Annotated in this window: 21 protein-coding genes; 18 read left to right on the forward strand and 3 right to left on the reverse strand. The window is 67.7% G+C overall.

Features of this window, described 5'->3' with window-relative positions:
• Nucleotides 1-391: 391 nt before the first annotated feature.
• The gene (locus ABT313_RS01925) at nt 392-1,189 is read left to right on the forward strand and encodes an ABC transporter substrate-binding protein (RefSeq protein ID WP_350847622.1); all 798 of its coding nucleotides are present in this window, start codon (nt 392-394) and stop codon (nt 1,187-1,189) included.
• Here the strand turns inward: ABT313_RS01925 and ABT313_RS01930 are convergent.
• Nucleotides 1,167-2,495: an FAD-dependent oxidoreductase gene (locus tag ABT313_RS01930; protein WP_350847624.1), complete on the reverse strand. Its 1,329-nt coding sequence runs from the start codon at nt 2,493-2,495 to the stop codon at nt 1,167-1,169. The genes ABT313_RS01925 and ABT313_RS01930 overlap by 23 nt on opposite strands.
• 149 nt (nt 2,496-2,644) lie before the next feature.
• Here ABT313_RS01930 and ABT313_RS01935 point away from each other — a divergent pair, with 149 nt between their 5' ends.
• The 8 genes from ABT313_RS01935 to ABT313_RS01970 all read left to right on the forward strand — a co-directional run bounded on the left by ABT313_RS01935 (nt 2,645) and on the right by ABT313_RS01970 (nt 10,598).
• The gene (locus tag ABT313_RS01935) at nt 2,645-2,989 is read left to right on the forward strand and encodes a hypothetical protein (protein ID WP_350847626.1); all 345 of its coding nucleotides are present in this window, start codon (nt 2,645-2,647) and stop codon (nt 2,987-2,989) included.
• Between the two features lie 7 nt (nt 2,990-2,996).
• Nucleotides 2,997-3,380: an ArsR/SmtB family transcription factor gene (locus tag ABT313_RS01940; protein WP_350847628.1), complete on the forward strand. Its 384-nt coding sequence runs from the start codon at nt 2,997-2,999 to the stop codon at nt 3,378-3,380.
• Nucleotides 3,381-3,412: 32 nt separating this feature from the next.
• A complete protein-coding gene (locus tag ABT313_RS01945) occupies nt 3,413-4,447 on the forward strand; it encodes a cation diffusion facilitator family transporter (protein WP_350847630.1) in 1,035 nt (344 codons plus the stop codon).
• A 95-nt stretch (nt 4,448-4,542) separates the two neighbouring features.
• A complete protein-coding gene (locus tag ABT313_RS01950) occupies nt 4,543-5,331 on the forward strand; it encodes a class I SAM-dependent methyltransferase (RefSeq protein ID WP_350847632.1) in 789 nt (262 codons plus the stop codon).
• A 51-nt stretch (nt 5,332-5,382) separates the two neighbouring features.
• On the forward strand, nt 5,383-6,459 hold the full coding sequence (locus ABT313_RS01955; RefSeq protein WP_350847635.1) for an RNA polymerase sigma factor: 1,077 nt from the start codon (nt 5,383-5,385) through the stop codon (nt 6,457-6,459).
• On the forward strand, nt 6,456-8,261 hold the full coding sequence (locus ABT313_RS01960) for an ABC transporter ATP-binding protein (protein WP_350847637.1): 1,806 nt from the start codon (nt 6,456-6,458) through the stop codon (nt 8,259-8,261). The genes ABT313_RS01955 and ABT313_RS01960 overlap by 4 nt, the downstream gene beginning before the upstream one ends.
• Nucleotides 8,254-10,008, forward strand: a complete 1,755-nt coding sequence (locus ABT313_RS01965) for an ABC transporter ATP-binding protein (RefSeq protein ID WP_350847639.1) — start codon at nt 8,254-8,256, stop codon at nt 10,006-10,008. The genes ABT313_RS01960 and ABT313_RS01965 overlap by 8 nt, the downstream gene beginning before the upstream one ends.
• A 137-nt stretch (nt 10,009-10,145) precedes the next feature.
• A complete protein-coding gene (locus tag ABT313_RS01970; protein WP_350847641.1) occupies nt 10,146-10,598 on the forward strand; it encodes a GNAT family N-acetyltransferase in 453 nt (150 codons plus the stop codon).
• On the opposite strand, the gene ABT313_RS01975 is transcribed toward ABT313_RS01970, so the two are convergent.
• Nucleotides 10,595-12,397, reverse strand: coding sequence for a sigma-54-dependent Fis family transcriptional regulator (locus tag ABT313_RS01975; protein ID WP_350847643.1), 1,803 nt, complete (start codon nt 12,395-12,397; stop codon nt 10,595-10,597). The two genes, ABT313_RS01970 and ABT313_RS01975, sit on opposite strands and share 4 nt — an antisense overlap.
• Before the next feature lie 127 nt (nt 12,398-12,524).
• Here ABT313_RS01975 and ABT313_RS01980 point away from each other — a divergent pair, with 127 nt between their 5' ends.
• From ABT313_RS01980 to groL, 9 genes are all read left to right on the forward strand, one after another.
• A complete protein-coding gene (locus ABT313_RS01980) occupies nt 12,525-12,773 on the forward strand; it encodes a hypothetical protein (RefSeq protein ID WP_350847645.1) in 249 nt (82 codons plus the stop codon).
• 85 nt (nt 12,774-12,858) lie between these two features.
• Complete coding sequence (locus ABT313_RS01985; protein ID WP_130445110.1) at nt 12,859-14,511, forward strand: ferritin family protein; 1,653 nt, start codon at nt 12,859-12,861, stop codon at nt 14,509-14,511.
• 23 nt (nt 14,512-14,534) lie between these two features.
• Nucleotides 14,535-15,587 (forward strand): NADH:ubiquinone reductase (Na(+)-transporting) subunit F, encoded by a 1,053-nt coding sequence (locus ABT313_RS01990; RefSeq protein WP_350847650.1) that lies wholly within the window; start codon nt 14,535-14,537, stop codon nt 15,585-15,587.
• Nucleotides 15,584-16,771: a ferritin family protein gene (locus ABT313_RS01995; RefSeq protein WP_350847652.1), complete on the forward strand. Its 1,188-nt coding sequence runs from the start codon at nt 15,584-15,586 to the stop codon at nt 16,769-16,771. The genes ABT313_RS01990 and ABT313_RS01995 overlap by 4 nt, the downstream gene beginning before the upstream one ends.
• Nucleotides 16,768-17,142, forward strand: coding sequence for a propane 2-monooxygenase effector subunit MimD (mimD, locus tag ABT313_RS02000; protein WP_350847655.1), 375 nt, complete (start codon nt 16,768-16,770; stop codon nt 17,140-17,142). The genes ABT313_RS01995 and mimD overlap by 4 nt, the downstream gene beginning before the upstream one ends.
• 15 nt (nt 17,143-17,157) lie before the next feature.
• Complete coding sequence (locus ABT313_RS02005) at nt 17,158-18,186, forward strand: amidohydrolase family protein (RefSeq protein ID WP_350847657.1); 1,029 nt, start codon at nt 17,158-17,160, stop codon at nt 18,184-18,186.
• Entirely contained in the window at nt 18,186-18,899 is a 714-nt protein-coding gene (locus ABT313_RS02010; protein WP_350847659.1) for an iron-sulfur cluster assembly protein, read from the forward strand. Before ABT313_RS02005 ends, ABT313_RS02010 begins: the two co-directional genes overlap by 1 nt.
• Entirely contained in the window at nt 18,896-19,921 is a 1,026-nt protein-coding gene (locus tag ABT313_RS02015; protein WP_350847661.1) for an NAD(P)-dependent alcohol dehydrogenase, read from the forward strand. Before ABT313_RS02010 ends, ABT313_RS02015 begins: the two co-directional genes overlap by 4 nt.
• Nucleotides 19,922-19,942: 21 nt before the next feature.
• Nucleotides 19,943-21,637 carry a chaperonin GroEL gene (groL, locus tag ABT313_RS02020; RefSeq protein WP_350849832.1) on the forward strand — a complete coding sequence of 565 codons (1,695 nt, stop codon included), beginning with the start codon at nt 19,943-19,945 and terminating at the stop codon, nt 21,635-21,637.
• 48 nt (nt 21,638-21,685) lie between these two features.
• Here groL and ABT313_RS02025 read toward each other — a convergent pair whose 3' ends face one another.
• Complete coding sequence (locus tag ABT313_RS02025; RefSeq protein ID WP_166678160.1) at nt 21,686-21,829, reverse strand: GPGG-motif small membrane protein; 144 nt, start codon at nt 21,827-21,829, stop codon at nt 21,686-21,688.
• Nucleotides 21,830-21,854 lie beyond the last annotated feature (25 nt).

Below are 21,854 nucleotides of genomic sequence, written 5' to 3' on the forward strand. Positions count from 1 at the left end.
GTTCAGCTGTGCGACCCGAACGGCCGTCGGTCACACCAGGAGTCCCGCCACCGGCGTCATCCGCAACCCGCCGAGTCGTGGCGAATGGTTCCGCCGCCCCGAGCGCCGAGTCGTGGATCGTGGCACATTTTCTTGACCGCTTTCCACGACTCGGTGGAGGCCCCGGAACCGGTTGCCACGACTCGGCGAGCGGGCGGGGCGCCGGCACGGACCCGGGCAGACCAACCAGTTCGCCGGTCACCGACGCGAGCCAGCACTCCAGAACTTCTCTTTCTTCCTTGCGCTTCTTCTCGCCTCTGTGGTTGCGAAGTTAGGTTGGCCTTACGTTGCGCTGTGGTGGGCGGTAGGTTTCTGTGGGTGACCGTGTGACGACTGGAGGGGTGGGGTTTGGATGGCTTGGGTGTTTGAGGATGATCGGGGGCGGCGCGTCGAGACGGCGGGGCGGCCGGCCAGGGTGTTGGCTTTTGCGCAGGCGGCGCGGACGCTCGTGGGGCTGGGTGTGCCGGTGGTGGGGTACTTCGGGTCGCAGCATCATGCGGACAGCGGGGCGTCGGTCGGGTTGGACCTGCCGTACGTCGGTGGAGGCGACGCTGTCGACGAGGAGCTGGTCAAGTCCCTCGACCCGGATCTCGTGGTGAGCGTGACGTACGGCGGGGAGGTCTACGGACTCTCCCAAGACGTCGCCGCCCGGATCGCCGAGCGCGCGCCGATCCTCGCGATCGGTATCGCCGGGGACCGGACGCTCGAGTCGGTCATCCGGCGCTTCCACGAACTGGCCGAGGCACTCGGGGCCGACGTACAGGACCCCGCCGCGGACCTGACCTCGACGCCGACCGAGCTGCGGGTCGTCGCCCTGTCCGGCGGCACCGACACCGACGCGTACGTCGCGAACCCCGCCTACTGGCCGAGCCTTCGCATGCTCGCCGACGCGGGCGTGCAGTTCACCCCGACGACAACCGCGGGCGGCTGGGAGGTCGTCAAGTGGGACGAGCTCGCCGCCAAGCACCCGGCGGATCTCGTGCTGTACGACGAGCGCCCGAACTCGCTCGCCGCCGACCGTCTGGCCACGATCGCGGGCTGGTCCGAGGTGCCCGGCGTACGCGCGGGCAACGTGCTCCCGTGGAACCCGGAGCCGCCGCTGACCTACGCGGCGGCTGCGTCGTTCGTCAGCGGTCTCGCGCCGCGTTGAGCATCTCGTCGCGAGGGACGACCTTCACCCGGTCGCGCCCCTCGACCTGACCCAAGGCGATCTCGTGGGCGTCGAGCCGGGCCCAGCCGGCGGCGTCGACGACGGGACCGGGGAGATGCTCAAGGATCGAGCCGCTGATCTCCGGGGCCGGTAGCTGGTCGAGGTCCTGGAGCAGACTGGCGATCGTCTCGGCGGCGTCCGACTTCGTGTGACCGATGAGGCCGACCGGGCCGCGCTTGATCCAGCCGGTCACATACAGCCCGGGCAGCGGTACGCCGTCCAGGTCGAGGACCCGGCCGCGATCGTTGGCGATGACGCCGGCGTGGTGGTCGAACGGGATCTCCGGCAGGTGCGAGGAGAGGTACCCGACCGCGCGGTACACGGCCTGCACGGGAGTGTCGACGTACTCGCCGGTGCCCTTCACCGTGCCGTCGCCTTGCAGCTGCATCCGCTCGGTGCGCAGGCCTTTGACGCGGTCCGTGCCGAGGACCTCGACCGGCGCCTGGCACAGGTGGATGTGGATCCGGTGCGGCGCACCCGTCGGTTCGGCGTCGAGGTGCTTCAGCAGCGTGTCGACAACCAGCCGGGTGCTCTTGCTCGAACTGATTGCCGCCTGGCTCGCATCGTCAATCTCGAAGCCCTCGGGATGCACGATCACGTCCACCGACGGCGAGTGGGACAACTCCCGCAGCTCCATCGGCGTGAACTTGATCTGCGCCGGACCGCGCCGCGCGAAGACGTGGACGTCGGTCGCCTGATTGAGCTTCAGCCCTCGATACACGTTGTCCGCGATCTCGGTGCTGAGCTGCTCGTCGGCCGGCTTGGCCAGCATCCGGGCGACGTCGAGCGCCACGTTGCCCGCACCGATGACCGCGACCTCGCGAGCCTCCAGCGGCCAATCACGCGGTACGTCGGGATGCCCGGCGTACCAGCTGACGAAGTCCGCGGCGCCGTAGCTGCCCGGCAGGTCGATCCCCGGGATGTCCAGCGATCGGTCCGCCATCGCGCCGGTGGCGAAGATGACCGCGTCGTAGTGCCGGCGCAGGTCGTCGAGCTTCAGGTCGGTGCCGTACGCAACGTTCCCGACGAAGCTGATCCGGTCGCGGTTCACCACCCGGTGCAGCGCCTTGATGATCTCCTTGATCCGCGGATGGTCCGGCGCCACGCCGTACCGCACCAGGCCGAACGGCGCCGGCAGCCGCTCGATGAGATCGACCAGCACCCGGGGATGTTCCTGGGCGAGAATGTCAGCGGCATAGATTCCAGCCGGGCCGGCACCGACCACGGCGACCCGAGGGTCCGTCACGATTCACTCCATAAGTTAGGTAAGCCTAACCTATCCGGAATGACGGATTCTGACATACTTTGAGACTCACTTCACAAGGCGATGGCCGACGGCTAGCCTCCGAGGTGGAGAAACCCTGACTTCTCCGCGTACTTCGAAGGAACAGTTCGATGGCCAGCTTGGCGAGTTACACGACCCTGTACGTGACCGCGGTCGGGCTGAACGGGGAACCCGACCTCAAGCACATCGCTGCCGTCCGGTGGGACCCCGGCAGCCTCGACCCGGAGGAGTCGTCGCTCGCCGACTTCGTCCAGTGGCTCGACCGAGGCGCCGGCCGCGCCTTCGTCCGCCGCAGCGACGGCACCCGCGGCCCCCGCGTCCGGGTGAACTCCGACGGCATCAGCCGCTACCTCCGCAGCACCCCCGACGACCAGTCGAACCAGGACGAGCTACTCCTGCTCCCCACCTGGCAACTGCAGAAGAAGAGGTTCCGGCACCGGGCCGGGCTGTCATGATCTGCGAATGAGCGCACGCACAGACGAGGTTAGGGACCAGCCCGGGGGCGAGCAGGTCGCGTTGGCGGTCGAGGTGTTCCGGATGCTGGCCGACGCCACCCGGGTGCGGGTGCTGTGGGCGTTACTGGACACCGAACTGGCGGTGAACGAACTCTCCGCACAGGTCGGGAAGCCGCAGGCAGCTGTGTCGCAACATCTGGCCAAGCTCCGGATGGCGCGGCTGGTGCACACGCGCCGGCAAGGGTCACAGGTCTTCTACCGACTCGAGAACGACCATGTCCGGCAACTGGTCGAGGACGCGATCCACCATGCCGAACACGCCGGCCCGGGCATCCCCGAACACCATCGCAGCGACGGCGTCGCCAGCCTCGCCGAGAACGCCGAGGGCTAGCTCGCGCCTGCCGCGAAGGTTAAGGTATGCGTATGTGCGCAGATACGCATACACATGGTCACGGGCATGGTCATGGGCACGAGCGTCATGGTGGTCCGGCCGGGAAGCTGAAGGAGCTCTTCGTACCGCATTCGCACGACAGCGCCGACAAGGTCGACTCCGCGCTGGAGGCGAGCAAGGAGGGTATCCGCTGCCTGAAGATCAGCTTCGCCGGTCTGATCCTGACCGCGCTGATCCAGACCGTGATCGTGAGCTACACGAACTCGGTCGCCCTGCTCGGCGACACCCTGCACAACTACGCCGACGCGCTGACCGCGATCCCGCTCGCGATCGCGTTCATCGTCGGCCGCCGGCTCGCGACCCGTGCGTACACCTACGGCTTCGGTCGCGCGGAGGATCTGGCCGGGATCCTCGTCGTGGTACTGATCGCGGCCTCGTCGGCGTACGCCGGATACGAGGCGATCATGCGGTTCGTCCACCCGTCCGACGTGCGCCATGTCGGCGTACTGATCGTCGCGGGGGTCGTCGGCTTCGTGGGCAACGAGGTCGTCGCGCAGTACCGGATCCGTACCGGCAAGCGGATCGGTTCGGCGGCTTTGGTCGCCGACGGCCTGCACGCCCGCACCGACGGTTTCACCAGCCTGGCCGTGGTTCTGAGCGCGATCGGCGCCTGGCTCGGCTTCGGGCTCGCCGACCCGATCATCGGCCTGCTGATCACGATCGCCATCCTGTTCGTACTGCGCGCCGCGGCCCGTGAGGTCTACCGCCGGCTGATGGACGCGGTCGATCCGGCGCTGGTGGACCAGACCGAAGGCATCATCCGCGCGACCCCGGGCGTCCTCGACGTCTCGGATGTCCGGCTGCGCTGGCTGGGCCACAGTCTGCGCGCCGAGGCCAGCATCACCGTCGATTCGACGACGTCACTCGTCGACGCCCACCACCTCAGCCACCAGGTTGAGCACGACCTCGTCCACGGCGTACGCCGCCTCACCTCGGCGACCATCCACACCGAGCCGCTGGCCGCCGACGCCACCGCTGCCCATCGACTCGGCTCGCACCACCACTGACGTACCAGGCATACCAGTGGTCATCTGAACAGACCACTGGTATCCCTGGTCCTGCCGTATGGTCGCTGGTAGGAACTCACATGCAAAGGAGCCTGATGAGCACCCACCAGGAAACGGCAGGACGGTCGGCGGACGGGAGTGCGGGGGACGCGGATTACGGGCGGATCGGCGGCGGCTACACGTCGTACCGGCAGCCGGAGCCGCAGATCGAGGCGGCTATTCGCGACGCGCTCGGCGACGTACGGACCGTCCTCAACGTCGGCGCCGGCGCGGGATCGTACGAGCCGCGCGATCTCGAGGTGACCGCGGTCGAGCCGTCGGCGCAGATGCGCGCGCAGCGACCGGCCGACCGGGTCGAGGCGGTCGACGCCACCGCGGAGCACCTGCCCTTCGACGACAACAGCTTCGACGCCGCGATGGCGACGTTCACCGTGCATCAGTGGCCCGATCTGCGCGCCGGGCTGGCCGAGGTACGCCGGGTCACGCGCGGACCGATCGTCGTACTGACCTGCGATCCGACGCTCCTGCAGAAGTTCTGGCTGTACGAGTACGCACCCGAGGCCATCGAGGTCGAGGCCGGCCGCTACCCGCCCGTCGACACGATCGTGTCCGCGCTCGGCGGTGGCCTGGTGATGTCGCTGCCCATCCCCCTCCTCTGCACCGACGGCTTCGGCGAGGCGTACTACGGCCGCCCGGAACGCCTGCTCGACCCCGGGGCCCGCAAGGCCAACTCCGCCTGGAGCTTCGTCTCCCCCGAGGTCCACACCCGTTTCGAGGACCACCTGTCCCGCGACCTCGCCGACGGCACCTGGGACTCCAAGCACGGCGAGCTCCGCAACCAGTCCCACTTCGACGGCTCCCTGGTCATGATCGTGTCTGCCTGAGAAATCCCGGAAAGCGCGTGAGATCCGGCGGCTGTTCCATGATGAAGGGGTATGACATCACCGTCGTGGGACGAACTGTTGCCGGGTCTCCGGGGCCGGCTGGTCGGGCGCGCCCGGCGGCTCGGGGTTGATGCCGACGCTGCCGAGGATCTCGCCCAGCAGGCGCTGTACGAGGCCTGGCGGCTACGCAGCCGGATCTATGACCAGGCAGGCGTCGACCGCTGGGTGTTCGTCATCCTCGGCAACCTGTGCAAGCGATGGCTGAGCGCACGTGAGCCGCTCGCGCTGGTCAGCGACCGTACGACGGAAAGCACCGTCGACATCGAGACAGAGCTGGAACGCCGGGAGCTGGTCGAGCTGCTCGATCGCGCTCTCGGCGAGCTGCCCGAAGACACGCGTGAGGCGCTGGTTCGCAGGTTCGTCGAGGAGACGCCGGTCGCCGAGTTGGCCGGACGGCTCGGGCTGACCGAGGGCGCGGTCCAGATGCGGTTGCAGCGCGGCAAGCTGGCGTTGCGGAAGGTGCTGACCACGACCTACCAGGATGACGCGATCGCGCACGGGCTGATCGACAAGGACGACGCCGGCTGGCGGCAGACTCCGATCTGGTGTCCGGGCTGCGGGTCGAGCAGGTGGCTGGGGAGGTTCACCGGACCGGAGCGCCGGCTCGACCTCCGCTGCGCGTCCTGCGAGGCATGGCACTACGGCGTCGACGAAACAGTGCAGGTCACCCGCGCGTACGGCGTCACCGGATTCCGCGCGCTCTATCGCCGGACAGCGGCCAACGCGTACGACGTGTGGACCGACGTCTTCGAGCATCTCGCTGAGCATCGGCACACGGTGTCGTTCGAGCGCGGGCGGTCGCCGGTCGGGACGCATACGCGACGGGTGGACTGTCCGCAGTGCGGGTTCCTGATGAGCTCGAGCCTTGATGCACAGGCACTCTTCTCGCCCGAAGGCATGCGGTTCTGGCAGGACCATCCCCGGATCCGCCGCAGCGGGTACGTCGAGATCGAGGCCGACGGTGTCCCGGCGGTGCACACGACGTACGAGAGCGTGACGTCGCATGCGCGGTTCGACGCGGTGCTGACCTGCGACGACTGGCGCCTCGTCCGCGCCGATCGCTCGTGACCAGGGACCTTTCTGCACTCCGCGGTATCGCCGGTGTGATCCGGTTGGTGGTCCGGCTCGGCCCGGTGCGGTCCGGAGTGGCGGGTACGGCGGTGCTGGTCGCGGCGGTGGTCCCGGTGATGATCGCGGTCTTCACCGGGATGCTGATCGGGTCGATCCCGGCTGCTGCTGACGGCGGATTCGGCTCCGCGTCCGGCCGCCGTACGTTGGCGCTGCTCGGCGTGGTCGCGGGGCTGATCCTGGTGCAACGGATCGTGCAGCCGCTGCTGCGTCTGCTGATGACTGGTCTGGGGCGCGACCTCGACCGCCATCTACAGGAGGTCGTGATGGCTGCGGTGGCCAGGCCGGTGGGTATCGATCACCTGGACGACCCGTCGGTACAGGCAGATATCCGCATCGCACGCGGACTCGGCCTCGAGTCGAGCAGGCCGAGTCGGGCCGTGGAGGCGTTGCCCGAGGTCCTGGCGCCGTCGCTGCAGGCCCTCGGCGCGGCCGCAGTACTCTCCGCGTTCCGTTGGTGGCTCGGGTTGGCCTGGCTGCTGGCCTGGCCGGTGCTGTTCTTCTTCATGCAGCGCGAGTACGTCCGGGTCGGGCAGCTCGGGTACGGCCAGAGTCGGGCGCTGCGGCGAGCGGAGTACCTGCGTGACCTTGCCTTTGCTCCGGGGACGGCGAAGGAGTTGCGGCTGTGGGGAATGCTCGACTGGCTCATCGGCCGGTTCGAGGCGACCTGGCAGGCCTCGATGATTCCGGTCTGGCGGGTACGTCGGCCGCGGCTGGTCCTGGTGCTCGCGATCACCGCGACGATCGTGGGGCTGAACGTCGGCTCGTACGGGCTGCTCGCATTCGCGGGAGCACGTGGCGACATCGCGCTGGGTGCTCTTACTGTTTATCTGCAGGCGCTCTCGACGGCCAACGGGTACCCGGCCTTCAGCGACGCCAATGCGCACCTCGCCTTTGCGACGGTCTCGGTGCCGAAGGTGCTGGAGCTCGACGGGCGGCTGATCGCCGACACTGCGTCGGGCCGGAGTACGCGTGCTCCGGGGGCCGAGGTGCGACTCTCCGGCGTCGGGTTCCGGTATCCGGGTGCCCGGCGGAACGCCCTCGGTCCACTGGATCTCACGATCGCGGCCGGGCAGTCGCTGGCGATCGTCGGGGACAACGGCAGCGGCAAGACGACTCTGGTCAAGCTGCTGTGCCGCTTGTACGAGCCGAGCGCCGGCAGCATCACCGTCGACGGCGAGCCGCTTGCTGGGCTCGATCCGGCGGCGTGGCGGTCGAAGGTCGCAGTGTTGTTCCAGGACTTCACCCGCTATCACCTGTCGGTCCGCGACAACATCACGCTCGGTGCGCCCGATGAGGCCGACGAGCTGATGCTGAGGGCGGCGGTGAAGGCCGGGGCCGTCGACCTGGTCGAGTCGCTCCCCCGCGGGTGGGACACGGTTCTCTCGCGTGAATACGAGGGCGGCGTCGACCTGTCGGGCGGGCAGTGGCAACGGATCGCGCTCGCCCGGGCGCTGTACGCCGTCGAGACGGGCGCGGAGCTGCTGATCCTGGACGAGCCGACCGCTGCCCTCGACGTACGGGCGGAAGCCGATCTGTACCAGCGGTTCCTCGAACTCACCGCGGGGCTGACAACGGTGGTCATCTCACACCGGTTCTCGACCGTACGACGGGCCGAGCGGATCGTCGTACTGTCGGACGGCGGCATCGTCGAGGACGGCAGCCACGACGAACTGCTCGCCGCGGATGGCCGGTATGCGTACATGTTCCGGCTGCAAGCGGAACGGTTCGCCGATGCGTAGGACCTGGCGGGCCGTCCGGGTCGCGCTCGGGTTCGGGTTCCACGCCGCGCCGCGGGCGGCGAGCTGGCAGTTGATTACCGGTGTGGTGTTCGAACTGAGCGGACCGGCCGGTGCGTACGGCGCGAAGGTGCTCGTCGACGCGGCGATCGCCGGCGACGTCGAAACCGGCCTGTTCGCGGCCGCGCTGCTGGCGGTTGCCGTCGGCACCTTTATCGTCGCGCTGTTCTTCTATGTGGACTGCGTGTTCTCGGTGATCGAACGAGCCCAGGCGCTGGCCGACAAGCGGCTGATGGAGCTGCTTGGTACGGCGGAACTCGCGCAGCGCGAACAACCGGCGTACCTGGACGAGGTGCAGCGGATCCGCGAGGAACGGGACGGCCTCGGCAGCATGGTCAACGCGGTCGCCGGGCTGCTCCGGGCGGCCGCCGTACTGGTGGTCACTTCGGTGTTGCTCGCTCGGGTGGATCCGGTGCTCCTGGTACTCGTCGCGGTTGCGCTCGTGTCGCTCGTGATCAGCCGGCGCGCGCGGGATCTGCGGGTCGCCGCGCAGGAGGCGACGAGTGAGCCGGAGCGGCTTCGGCGGCATCTGTTCGATGTCGCGACGAGCTCGGACTCGGGCAAGGAGCTGCGGATCTTCGGGCTCGGTGCGGAGCTGCGGGCACGGCATCATCGCGTGTCCGACCGGATCATCGGCGTACGGAAGACGGCCGATCGGAAGGCGGCAGTACTGGAGTCCTTCGATGCGCTCGTCTCTGCTGCTGCCTTTGTTGGCGCGATTGTGTTGATCATCCGGCATGCGGTTGGCGGCACGGCGACGCCTGGCGATGTGGTGCTGGTGATCGGGCTCGCCGGGTCTGTCGGCGGTGCTGTCGTCAATGGCGTCGCCTATCTCGGCCAGTTCTTCTGGGTGCTGCGGGTCGCGACGCGGCTGGTCGCACTGCAGGACCGCACGCGAATTGTCGACCAACCGACAATCGAAACCGCGGCCGCGTTGTCGCGAGAGATTCAGCTCGAGAATGTGTCGTTTGCTTATCCCGGGAGCGACCGACCGGTGATCGACGATCTTTCGCTGGAGTTGCCGGCTGGTTCGGTCGTAGCCTTGGTCGGCGAGAACGGCGCCGGAAAGACCAGCCTGGTCAAACTTCTGAGCGGCTTCTACCGGCCCGACAGCGGAAGGATCACCGTCGACGGGACCGACCTGGCCGACGTCCCCGCGTGGTGGCAGCGGGTCAGCGGGACGTACCAGGACTACGCGACCTTCGAGTTCCTCGCTCGCGAGACCGTCGGCGTCGCGGACCTCGACCGGCTCACCGATCGGAACGTGCTGGCGGCGATGGAGCGAGCCGGCGCCACCGACGTACGCACGATCCTTCCTCGCGGTCTGGACACCCAACTGGGTTCGGCCTGGGACGACGGCGTCGACCTCTCCGGCGGCCAGTGGCAGAAACTCGCACTAGCTCGCGGGCTGATGCGCGCCCATCCCGCACTGGTCGTCTTCGACGAGCCGACCGCAGCCCTCGACCCGCCCACCGAACACGCACTCTTCGAACAGATCGCCAGTCAGGCACGGCGCCCAGGAACCGTGACCCTGCTCATTTCCCACCGCTTCTCCACTGTCACCATGGCCGACCTGATCGTCGTCCTGTCCAACGGCAAAATCCTCGAAACCGGCACCCACCAACAACTCATCAACTCCAACGGAACCTACGCCGAGCTCTACCACCTACAGGCCACCGCTTACCGCTGACAGTACGGTGTGGTTGGAGGTGGTTGGGCGTGGGGTTTTCTGTGCGGGCGTTGGATGCCGGGACTTGGGATGCGTTTGCTGAGCTTGTTGAGGCTAATAACGGGGTGTGGGGTGGCTGCTGGTGTGTGGGGTTTCATGTGAAGCTCGGGAAGGGGCGGACTCCTCAGCAGAATCGGGAGGAGAAGGAAGCGCGGGTTCGTAGCGGGGACACGCATGCGGCGCTGGTCTTCGAGGGCGAGAAGTGTTTGGGGTGGTGTCAGTTCGGGTCGCCTGAAGAGCTGCCGGAGGTGAAGAGCCGTCGGCTGTACGAGAAGGGCCTGACGACGCTGCCCGACTGGCGGATCACCTGTTTCTTCACCGGCAAGGGACTGCGTGGACGCGGGGTCGCGGATGCGGCACTCGGCGGTGCGCTGGAGCAGATCACGCAGTACGGCGGCGGCGTCGTCGAGGGCTACCCGGAGGAAACCGACGACCGCAAGGTGTCCGGCTCGTTCCTGCACACCGGGCCGATGTCCGCCTTCGAGAACCACGGCTTCACCCGCACCCGGCCCATCTCGCCGCACCGCTGGGTCGTCACCCGGACCGTTTAAGGCGGCTGGATCCCGTAGTCGTGGATCTTGCGGTAGATGGTGGCGCGGGACATGCCGAGCGACTTCGCGGCGTGACCCTTGTGGCCGTCGTTCGCGATCAGGCTGCGGATGATCGCGTCGCGTTCCAGCGCCTCCAACTGGCTCAGGCTGCGGCGGCTGATCGCCTGCGCACGAGCCGGCAGATCCGCAGGCGTGATCACCCCGGTACGACGACGCCGTACGACGACCTGCTTGAGCATCTGGCACAGCTCGGCCGTGTTCCCGGGCCAGGCGGAGCGCATCAGCTGCTGCATGGCATCCGGCCCGCACGTCAGCTCGCCGTGACTCAACTGGTTGAGGAAATACGGAACGAGTTCGCGGACATCCTCGATGTGATGCCGCAGCGGCGGCACCTCGACGGTCAGCGGGAACAGCGACAGCAGCTCACCGAAGTCAGGAGTGTCGGCGTCGTCGGACGTGAGCGTGATCGCCACCCATGGCGGATCTGCCGGCCGGCGTTCGAGTACGTCGTACAGCGCGGCGATCGTCGCGTCGACACCGTTCGCGTCCAGGCGCTCGACGTGCCGGATCACCAACGCCTGCACCGAATCGTCGGCCAGCTCCGACTCCAGCTCGGCGGCGAACCCGTCACCCAGCCGAGCCACGTCGACAGTGTGGAACAAACCGGCCGGGTTGTTCTGATGATGCGCGGCGCGGGCCAGCGTGACCTTGCCGGTGCCCCGTTCGCCGGTCAGCACGACCCATTGGCCGGCCCGGCAGGCGTTGTCCACCTCACGACTGCTGCCCAGCCACGGCGCGCTACGCCCCACGAGCCCGGGCAGCACCGGACGCGGCGGCGGCCGATGCCCTGTGGACGGGGTGCGTACGCCGACCCCCGGCGAGTGCGGGCTGACCTGGATGATCCCGCCGCCGCCACGACCGCCGGACGTGACCGGGCGGCACATGATCCGGACCCACGAACCGGTCGGCAGCTCGGCCACGATCGCCTCGGTCGTCCCGCGGGCGAGCATCTCGCCCGCGTAACCGATCACCGCACGCTGGTCGGCCGCATCAAGCGACTGACCGGCCTTCGCGTTCATCAGCAACAGGTCGTCGTCGACCGCGATCACCATGTCCCCGAGCCGGCGTGAACTCTGCAGATACGCCTGCAGCAGCGACAACTCCCGCGCGGAGCTGTCCTTGAGCAGCGCGGCCCGGATGTTCTCCGCGGTGGTCTTGGCCAGCGCCATCAGCAACGACCCGGCATCCTTGCGCCAGCAGGTCAGATCGATCGCGCCGATCGTCTTGCCGTTCACCGGATGCTTGATCGGTACGCCGGCACACGCGAGGTCCTCCAGATCCTCCGCGTAGTGCTCGTGCCCGAACACGTGCATCGGCCCGCCGCCCTCGAGCGCGGTCCCGATGCCGTTCGTGCCGGCGAACTCCTCGGCGTAGCTGAATCCCGGCGCCAGGAAAACCTTGTCCAGATAGCGGGCCAGGTTGGTGTCCGCGGTCAGCCGTTCCAGCACCATGCCGGTCCGGTCGGTGAGGATCACGCTGATCGGCTGACCGTCGAGGTTCTGGTGCAGTTGCCGCAGTACGGGTCCGGCGCTGCGGGTCAAGGGGATGTCGAGGTCCGGGTCGGCGACGTACGGCAGCGTGATCCGGTCGGCCGGGAGGTTCCAGCGCCGCGACCGTACCCAGGAGGCAAGGATCGGCGGCCGGACATCCTGCGGCTTGACCGGATCGAGCGTCAGGAAGTTCAGGCGCGCCGTTGCGGCTCGCCGGTTGTCCTCCATCGACGGTGCGAGTTCGTCCACGGGGCCTCCCACCAGGTCACGTCCCGTACCTCCGAGCGTAGTGCAGCCGGACACAAGTGGCGTCTCAGAATGAGACAACCGGCAGCCCCGCACGGGCATCCGATGGAGGTCAACGACTGGAGGTCCGATGGACAACGATGTCTCGCCCCAGCAGGAGTCCTACAACCCGTGGACCGTCGTACATCTCGTCTTCGAACACCTCGCCGACGTCGGTCTGCACCCTGTTCTCGGAGCCACCGGGCACCCCGGCGAACCGGCCGCCGAACTGTTGCGCTGCCTGGGTATCCAGCCCGATCCGCAGGGTGACAACCGGCTCGTCGAGCAGAAGGAAGAGCGGCTCGCCGAGCTCCGCGAGGCCTTCTTCGGCGAGTCCTGAACCCTTCTCAATTTGAGACCTCACCCCGCTCGTGGCGGCGATGTACTGCAAACACACAGCCGGCCACATGAGCGGGAGGAAAGCCATGAGTCGCCAAAGCGTGGCGAAGGCCCACCAGAAGATCCAGGAGTTGTCATGGGAACCGGCGTACCACGAGCCGGTCTCCCAGTACGGGACGGACTACACGTTCCGTAAGGCGCAGAAGAAGGACCCCCTGAAGCAGGTGCTGCGGTCGTACTTCCCGATGCAGGAAGAGAAGGACCACCGGGTGTACGGCGCCTCGGACGGCGCGATCCGCGGCAACATGTTCCGCCAGGTCCAGGAACGCTGGCTGGAATGGCAGAAGCTGTTCCTGAGCATCATCCCGCTGCCGGAGATCTCGGCCGCGCGGGCGATGCCGCTGCTGTTCCGGACCGTGCCGAACCCCGAGCTGCACAACGGGCAGGCCATCCAGATGATCGACGAGGTCAGGCACTCGACGATCCAGCAGAACCTGAAGCGTCTGTACATGAACAACTACATCGACCCAGCGGGCTTCAACTCGAGCCTGCGCGACTTCCAGAGCGACTACTGCGGCACCATCGGCCGTCAGTTCGCCGAGGGCTTCATCACCGGTGACGCGATCACCGCGGCCAGCATCTACCTGACGATCGTGGCCGAGACCGCCTTCACCAACACGCTGTTCGTCGCGATGCCGGCCGAGGCCGCCGCGAACGGCGACTACCTGCTGCCGACGGTGTTCCACTCGGTCCAGTCCGACGAGTCCCGGCACATCAGCAACGGGTACGCGACGCTGCTGATGGCGCTCGCCGACGAGGACAACCACCAGCTGCTCGCCCGCGACCTGCGGTACGCCTGGTGGAACAACCACCGCGTCGTCGACGCCGCGATCGGCACCTTCATCGAGTACGGCACCAAGGACCGCCGCAAGGACCGCGAGTCCTACGCCGAGATGTGGCGCCGCTGGATCTACGACGACTACTACCGCAGCTACCTGGTGCCGCTGGAGAAGTACGGACTCGAGATCCCGCACGACCTGATCGAGGAGTCCTGGAACCAGATCTGGAACAAGGGCTACGTGCACGAGGTCGCCCAGTTCTTCGCCACCGGCTGGCTCGCCAACTACTGGCGGATCGACCCGATGACGGACAAGGACTTCGAGTGGTTCGAGTACAAGTACCCGGGCTGGTACGACAAGTACGGCGCGTGGTGGGAGAACTACAACCGGCTCGCGACGCCGAACGGGCACAAGCCGATCGTCTTCGAGGACGTCGACTACGAGTACCCGCACCGCTGCTGGACCTGCATGGTCCCGTGCCTGGTCCGTGAGGACATGGTGATGGCCAAGGTCGACGGCCAGTGGCGGACGTACTGCCACGAGATGTGCAAGTGGACCGACGAGACCGCCTTCCGGCCGACGTACCAGGGCCGGCAGACGCCGAACATGGGCAAGCTGATCGGCCACCGCGAGTGGGAGACGCTGTACCACGGCTGGAACTGGGCCGACGTGGTCTCCGACATGGGCTTCGTCCGCGACGACGGCAAGACCATGGTCGCGCAGCCGCACCTCGACCTGGACCCGAGCAAGATGTGGACCCTCGATCACCTGCGCAAGTGCCCGCCGCTGGCGAGCCCGAACGTATTGCTGAACGAGATGTCCGACGACGAGCGGACCGCGTTCGCGGCGCGCTACGTCAAGGGCGGCCCGGCCGGACGACCCGCTCCTGCTGACGCCTGATTCACATGGGCGACAAGCACGTCGTGAGGTTCGAACCCGTCGGCATCGAGATCGAGGTCGACGAGGACCAGACGATCCTGCGCGCAGCGGCCGAGCAGGGCGTGATGCTCATGCACGGCTGCAAGGAGGGACAGTGCGCGTCCTGCAAGTCGTTCGTCCTCGACGGTGAGGACATCGACCTGGACCGCTACAGCACCTTCGCGCTGCCGGAGTACGAACTGGACGAGGGCTACACGCTGCTGTGCCGGGCGCACGCCTTCGAGGACCTCACGATCGAGCTGCTCAACTACGACGAGGACATGATCCGCTCGGGTCTGCCGATCCAGGAACGGACGGCGGAGGTCGTCGCGATCACCCCGGTGACGCACGACCTCCGGCACCTGGTGCTGAAACTGTCCGAGCCCGGCGAGCTGAAGTTCTTTCCCGGCCAGTACGTCGACATCTCGGTGCCGGACGCCGGCGAGGAAGGGGCCAGCCGCTCGTTCTCGATGGCGAACACGTCCAGCCGCGAGAGCGGGCAACTGGAGTTCGTCATCAAGGTCTATCCGGGCGGGATGTTCTCGGAGTTCCTGGACCAGCGGCTCCGGGTCGGTGACCGGTTGGACCTGACCGGACCGTTCGGGGTGTTCACCCTCCGGGACAACCCGGACGCCCGGCTGGTCTTCCTCGGTGGCGGGGCCGGGATGGCACCGATCCTGGCCCTGCTGCGGTCGATGGCCGAGCGCGGGATCGACCGGCCGACGACGTTCTACTACGGGTCCAGGACGCAACTGGACCTGTGTTTCGAGGAGGAGTTGCGCGAGCTCGAGCAGCGGCTGCCGCGGTTCCGGTACGTACCGGCGCTGTCGGAGGAGGACTGGGACGGCGAGAGCGGACTGATCACCGATGTGGTCAAGCGGCTCGAACCGGACCTGACCGGGGCCGATGCCTACGTGTGCGGCCCGCCGCCGATGGTCGAGGCGGCGATCCCGCTGCTCGAACGGCTCGGTGTCGCGACCAAGCACATCTACTACGACAAGTTCACCACGACCGGCGACGCCGGTGACTCGAAGGTGCTGGAGGCAGGAAGCCGATGACCACCACACAGGACTCACCAAAGACAGAACGCAGTGTCCCCAAGCCGGTCTTCACCGATGCCGAGGCGGGCGCACGCGAGTTCCCGGACTCCAACTCCCGGCGGTACAACTACTACACGCCGCAGAAGCGTAAGCAGACCCACTACGAGGACGTCACGGTCGACGTACAGCCCGACCCGCGGCACTACCTCAGCCAGGGCTGGCTGTACGGCTTCTCCGACGGCCGCGGCGGCTACCCGCTGGACTGGACCGTACTGAAGGCCTGGGGCTCGGACCAGCCCAGCCCGCAGCGCGGACCGGGTACCGGCGGTCTGTTCGTGAAGGAATGGCCGGCCACCGGCTGGCACGAGTTCCGCGACCCGAACGAGGAGTGGGAGCTCACGCTCTACCGCTACAACTCGAACGTGGTCCGCCAGGTCACCCAGAACGTCGAGGCCGCGAAGGCGTCCAAGGCGTTCGAGCAGTGGAACACGAACTGGGTGCGGTTCGTCGAGCAGCACGTCGGCGCGTGGATGCACGTCGACCACGGGCTCGGCCTGTACCTGTACGCGAACGCGAACCGGCGCGCACCCACGAACATGCACAACAACGCGATCTCGGTGAACAGCATGCACCGGATCCGCGCCGCCCAGGACCTCGCGCTGTACAACCTCACGCTGTCGGAGGAGATCGAGGGCTTCGACGGCAGTGCGCACCTGGAGACCTGGAACAACGATCCGGCCTGGCAGGGTGTGCGCGAGGTGGCCGAGCAGCTGACCGCGATCGACGACTGGTGCGAGGCGATCTTCGCCGCGAACGTCGTCTTCGAGCCGCTCGTCGGCGAACTGTTCCGCAGCCAGCTGGTGCAGCAGGCCGCCCCGCGCAACGGCGACTTCGTCACCCCGACGGTCGTCGGCGCGGCGGAGTACGACTTCGCCGAGCGCGATCTGCGCTACACGACGGCGATGTTCGAGCTGCTCACCAACGACAGGGAGTTCGCGGACCACAACAAGTCGATCCTGCAGGACTGGGCGTCGAAGTGGACCGCGCTGTCACTGTCCGCGGCCCGCACGCTGCAGCCGTTGTGGTCGCAGCCGGACGCGAAACCGCCACGGTTCGAGGACGGCCTCGACCGGGTCAAGAGCCGGTTCGGCGGCATCCTCGGCACGCTGAGCCTCGAAGAACCGAAGGAGCTGTCACTGTGACCAGTACGTTCACCACCGCGGAAAGCCCGTTCAAGCAGGACAACACCGCATCCAACAAGTGCGGCGTCACGCTGATGAACAACCAGGTCGGCGCGGTTGTCGCGGACGTCATGAAGGCGTACGACAACGTCACGGTGACACCGCTGCCGTCGATGATCCGGGTCGACGCGATCGGCAAGATGGAGTTCATCTACGACGACATCTCCGAGGCGCTCGGCGAAGAGCCCGGGTACTTCGACCAGGCCGAGTTCGAGGAGAACATGTCGACCCACTACGGCCGCATGGTCCACCTCGACGACCGGACCATCATGTTCGCCAACCCGGAGGACGCCGCCGAGTACATCGGCTTCGACCTGACCGCATCCAGCTGACAAGGGGGTCCTGGAGTGTACGAGAAGAACGGTGAGAAGTACTTCGTGGTCGACAGCCACATGCATATGTGGAAGGCCGGCCCGGACAACTGGGTGAAGGGTGCCGAGCAGTACGCGAAGGGCTGGATCGAGTGCTTCCACGCGTACCAGAGCCTCGCGCCGAAGGAGACCCACTGGCCGATCGAGAAGTTCATGAGCTACACCGAGGACGACCTGATGAAGGACGTCTTCGAGGACGGCTACGTGGACATCGCGATCTTCCAGCCGACGTACCTGAAGGAGTGGTACACGGAGGGTTTCAACACCACCGAGCAGAACGCCAACCTGGGCGAGAAGCACCCGGGCATGTTCGTCCTGAACACCCGGTTCGACCCCCGTGACGGCGACGCCGGCCTGGAGGAGCTGGCGCGCAATGTCGAGCGGTACGGCTCGAAGGGCGTCAAGCTCTACACCGCCGAGTGGAACGCCGGCTCGCGCGGTTACAAGCTGACCGACCCGGCGGCGTACACCTACCTGGCGAAGGCGCAGGAGCTGGGGATCAAGAACATCCACGTCCACAAGGGCCCCACGATCTGGCCGCTGGACAAGGACGCGTTCGACGTCGCCGATGTCGACCACGCCGCGACCGACTTCCCCGAGCTCAACTTCATCGTCGAGCACGTCGGCCTGCCGCGGATCGAGGACTTCTGCTTCATGGCCACCCAGGAACCCAACGTGTACGCCGGTCTGTCGGTCGTCATCGGCGGGTTGATGCACGCCCGGCCGCAGTTCTTCAACAAGGTGATGGGCGAACTGCTGTTCTGGGTCGGCGAGGACAAGATGACGTTCGGCAGCGACTACGGCATCTGGGAGCCGAAGTGGCAGGTCGAGGGCTTCGTGGACTGGGAGTTCCCCGACCAGCCGGAGTTCGCGGACTACCCGCGGCTCGGGGTGGAGGGGAAGAAGAAGATCCTCGGGCTGAACGCCGCCAAGCTCTACGACCTCAAGGTGCCGGCCGAGCTGCAGCTCAAGACCGACGACAGCGCCAAGCTGGTCGAAGCCTGATGACAGCGGTCTTCACGGAGAAGGACCGGGTCCTGGACGCGCTGAGCGCGGTCCGGGACCCGGAGCTGGACGAGCCGATCACGACGCTGGGATTCGTCTCGACCTGCGTCGTGTCGGCCGCCGGTGACGCGGTCGTGCGGTTGCGGCTGCCGACCTACTTCTGCGCGCCGAACTTCGCGTTCCTGATGGTCGCCGACGCGTACGACGTGGTGTCGGCGCTGCCTGCGTTGCGATCGGTCGACGTCGCACTGGAGGATCATTTCGCCGCGGCCCAGATCAATGCGGGGGTGGCGGCGCGGGCGGGGTTCGTCGCCTCGTTCGACGGCGAGGCGGCGGCGGAGCTCGACGAGTTACGCCGTACGTTCGTCGCCAAGGCGGTGCTGGCCGGGACCGATCAGGTCTGCCGGCCTTTTGTTGCTTCTGGCACCGATCCGGCGGAGGTGGCGCGGCTGACGATCGCCGACGTACCGCCGTCGGCCGAGCTGGACCGGCTGCTGCGGCGGCGGGCCGAGCTCGGGCTGCCGACCGGACCGGACGCACCGCTGCTCATCGACGTCGCGACCGGCGAGGCCGTCGCCGCACCCGCGGCGGCGCGGCACCTCGGGCTGGCCCGGCTGACCCGGACCGGCATCGAGGCCAACACCGGTATCTGCAGGGGAATGCTGAGGCACCGGTACACCGAGGCCGGTGCGGGCGAGGAGGAGCAGGGATGAAGGCCGTTCGACTGCACGGGTACCACCAGCAACCAGTGGTCGAGGACGTACCGGAACCGGTCGTCAAGGGCCCGCTGGACGTCATCGTCAAGATCGGCGGCGCGGGCGTGTGCCGGACCGATCTGCACATCATCGAGGGTCAGTGGGACGCGGCGATGCACCCGTCGCTCCCGTACACGATCGGGCACGAGAACGCCGGCTGGGTGCACGAGGTCGGCTCGGCGGTCACCAACGTGCAGGTCGGCGACACCGTCATCCTGCATCCGACGCCGACCTGCGGTCTGTGTCACGCCTGTCGCGCCGGGGACGACATGCACTGCGAGAACAGCTCGTTCCCCGGTCTGGACAGCGACGGGGGGATGGCGGAGTACCTCCTCACCTCCGCCCGCGCCTGCGTGAAACTCGACCCGAGCACGCGACCTCAGGACGTCGCGGCGCTCGCCGACGCCGGCATCACGGCCTACCACGCGGTCCGGAAGGCGCTGCCACTGTTGCCTCCCGGCACCACGGCCGTGGTGATCGGCGCGGGCGGCCTGGGCCACATCGGCGTCCAGTGCCTGGCCGCGCTGACGGCGGCGCGGATCATCGTCGTCGACCGCAACCCGGACGCGCTCAAGCTGGCCGAACAGCTCGGTGCCGACCAGACGGTCGTTGCTGACGGCAAGCAGGTGGAGAAGGTACTGGAGCTGACCGGCGGCGCCGGCGCCCACGTGGTCCTGGACTTCGTCGCCGAGCAGGGCGCGGAGCAGGACGGCTTCGCGATGACCGGCCGCGGCGGTTCGTACTTCGTGATCGGGTACGGCGGCCAGGTGCAGATCCCGACGCTGGACATCATCTCGACCGAGCGCAACATCGTCGGCAACATCGTCGGCACCTTCAACGAGCTGGCCGAGCTGATGGCGCTCGCACAGGCCGGCAAGGTCACACTGCACACCCGGACGTACCCGCTCGACGCGGCCGCCGACGCGGTCGCCGATCTCGACGCCGGCCGGGTCCGCGGCCGCGCGATTCTCGTGCCGTAACACGACCATTTCCGGAGGGAACTGATGGCCAAGGAACTGAGGTTTGGTGAGAGCGCGCGGGATCTGCTGCTGGCCGGGGTGGACCAGCTCGCCGACGCGGTGAAGTCGACGCTGGGGCCGAAGGGCCGCAACGTCATCCTGGAGAAGATCACCGGATCGCCGGTCGTCACCAACGACGGCGTGACGATCGCGCGGGAGATCTTCCTCAAGAACCAGTTCGAGAACATGGGCGCGCAGCTGGTCAAGGAAGCCGCGATCAAGACCAACGACATCGTCGGCGACGGCACCACCACGGCGACCGTGATCGCGCAGGCCATCATCCGCGAGGGGATGCACGCGATCGGCTCCGGCGGGAACCCCGTTCTGGTGAAACGGGGTATCGACCTGGCCGTCGGCAAGCTGGTCGAGCGGCTGCGCGAGGTCGCGCACCCGGTCGTGACCGAGCAGGACTACGCGCGGGTGGCGGCGATCTCGGCGAACGACGACGACATCGTCGGCGCGGTGATCGCGAACGCGCTGCACACCGTCGGCGACGGCGGCATCGTGACGGTCGAGGAGTCCTCGATCAACGGGATGGGCGTGAACTTCGTCGAGGGGTTCGAGTTCGACAACGGGTACCTGTCGCCGTACATGGTGACCGATCCGGGCAGTCTGCAGGCCGTCCTGGACAACCCGTACATCCTGTTGTGCAGCGAGAAGATCACCAAGGTGCAGGAGGTCATGCCGCTGCTCGACAAGATCATGCGCGAGCCGCGGCCGCTGGTGATCATCGCCGAGAGCCTCGAAGGTACGGCGCTCAGCATGCTGGTGCACAACCACGTCAACGGGCTGTTCCAGTGCGTGGCGGTGAAGGCGCCAGGGTTCGGCGACCGGCGGCTGCACAAGCTGGAGGACATCGCGGCGATCACCGGCGGCGCGGTCTACAGCCGGCACTCCGGGTTCACCCTCGAGACGATGACGCTGGACCAGCTGGGCCGCGCGGACCAGGTGCGGGTGACGGCCGACCGGACGGCGATCGTCGCCGGCAGCGGCCACGACAAGGACGTCGCCTTCCGGATCGCGCAGCTGCGGGCGGAACTCGAGCGGGCGACATTCGGCGTCGACGAGGACGTGCTGACCGAGCGGATCGGCGCGTTGTCGGGCAAGGTCGCGGTGATCCGCGTCGGCGCGCCGACCCCGGCCGAGCTCAAGGAGCTCCAGCACCGGGTCGAGGACGCGCTGTCCGCGACGCGGGCCGCGATGGCCGAAGGGATCGTCGCGGGCGGCGGCATGGCCCTCCTGCATGCCGCATCGGCCCTCGACGGCCTGGACGTGAAGGGTGACTACAAGACGGGCGTCGACATCGTGCGGCGGGCGCTGCGCGAACCGGCGTACCTGATCGCCGCGAACGCGGGGTACAACGGCGCCGAGGTATTGGAACGTACGTCGCAGATGGGCGTCGACGAAGGCTTCGACGCGCTGGACGGCGTCTACGGCAACATGCTCGCGATGGGCATCATCGACCCGCTCCGGGTGGCGCGCTCTGCTTTGCAGAACGGCGCGTCGGTGGCCGGTCTGCTCTTGACGACCAACACCCTCATCGCGGAGGAGCAGACGCCGTGGGGCGGCAGTCCCGCCCTGATGACGGAGTACGGCGCGCTCGACGAAGGGCTGCATCAGCCGAGCCCCGACTCCAGCACGCCGCAGTCCCTCGGCCTGGGGCCGTCCGTCGGTTAGCAGTGCGTGGGGTGGCTGGGGGTCGTTCGCGGACCCCCAGCCACTGGGTCACGTGAAGATACTGACGCCGCCCGGGCCGACCAGCAGACCGATGATGATCAGGGCTGCGCCCCACATCACCTGGCCGCGGAACAGCGACACGATGCCGGACACGACGAGGATCACCGCGATGATCCACAGGATGAATGCCATTCTTCCTTCCCTCCGTCAGTTGTGA

Source organism: Kribbella sp. NPDC000426 (assembly GCF_040300265.1).
GTDB lineage: Bacteria > Actinomycetota > Actinomycetes > Propionibacteriales > Kribbellaceae > Kribbella.

Excerpts from the sequence above, each read along its gene's own strand:
- ABT313_RS01925 (WP_350847622.1), top strand. The coding sequence starts at position 392 with ATGGCTTGGGTGTTTGAGGATGATCGGGGGCGGCGCGTCGAGACGGCG.
- ABT313_RS01940 (WP_350847628.1), top strand. The coding sequence starts at position 2,997 with ATGAGCGCACGCACAGACGAGGTTAGGGACCAGCCCGGGGGCGAGCAG.
- ABT313_RS02025 (WP_166678160.1), bottom strand. The coding sequence starts at position 21,829 with ATGGCATTCATCCTGTGGATCATCGCGGTGATCCTCGTCGTGTCCGGC.
- ABT313_RS01980 (WP_350847645.1), top strand. The coding sequence starts at position 12,525 with ATGGACAACGATGTCTCGCCCCAGCAGGAGTCCTACAACCCGTGGACC.
- ABT313_RS01945 (WP_350847630.1), top strand. The coding sequence starts at position 3,413 with ATGTGCGCAGATACGCATACACATGGTCACGGGCATGGTCATGGGCAC.
- ABT313_RS01950 (WP_350847632.1), top strand. The coding sequence starts at position 4,543 with ATGAGCACCCACCAGGAAACGGCAGGACGGTCGGCGGACGGGAGTGCG.
- ABT313_RS01935 (WP_350847626.1), top strand. The coding sequence starts at position 2,645 with ATGGCCAGCTTGGCGAGTTACACGACCCTGTACGTGACCGCGGTCGGG.
- ABT313_RS01965 (WP_350847639.1), top strand. The coding sequence starts at position 8,254 with ATGCGTAGGACCTGGCGGGCCGTCCGGGTCGCGCTCGGGTTCGGGTTC.
- ABT313_RS02010 (WP_350847659.1), top strand. The coding sequence starts at position 18,186 with ATGACAGCGGTCTTCACGGAGAAGGACCGGGTCCTGGACGCGCTGAGC.
- ABT313_RS01955 (WP_350847635.1), top strand. The coding sequence starts at position 5,383 with ATGACATCACCGTCGTGGGACGAACTGTTGCCGGGTCTCCGGGGCCGG.
- ABT313_RS02015 (WP_350847661.1), top strand. The coding sequence starts at position 18,896 with ATGAAGGCCGTTCGACTGCACGGGTACCACCAGCAACCAGTGGTCGAG.
- ABT313_RS01985 (WP_130445110.1), top strand. The coding sequence starts at position 12,859 with ATGAGTCGCCAAAGCGTGGCGAAGGCCCACCAGAAGATCCAGGAGTTG.
- ABT313_RS01995 (WP_350847652.1), top strand. The coding sequence starts at position 15,584 with ATGACCACCACACAGGACTCACCAAAGACAGAACGCAGTGTCCCCAAG.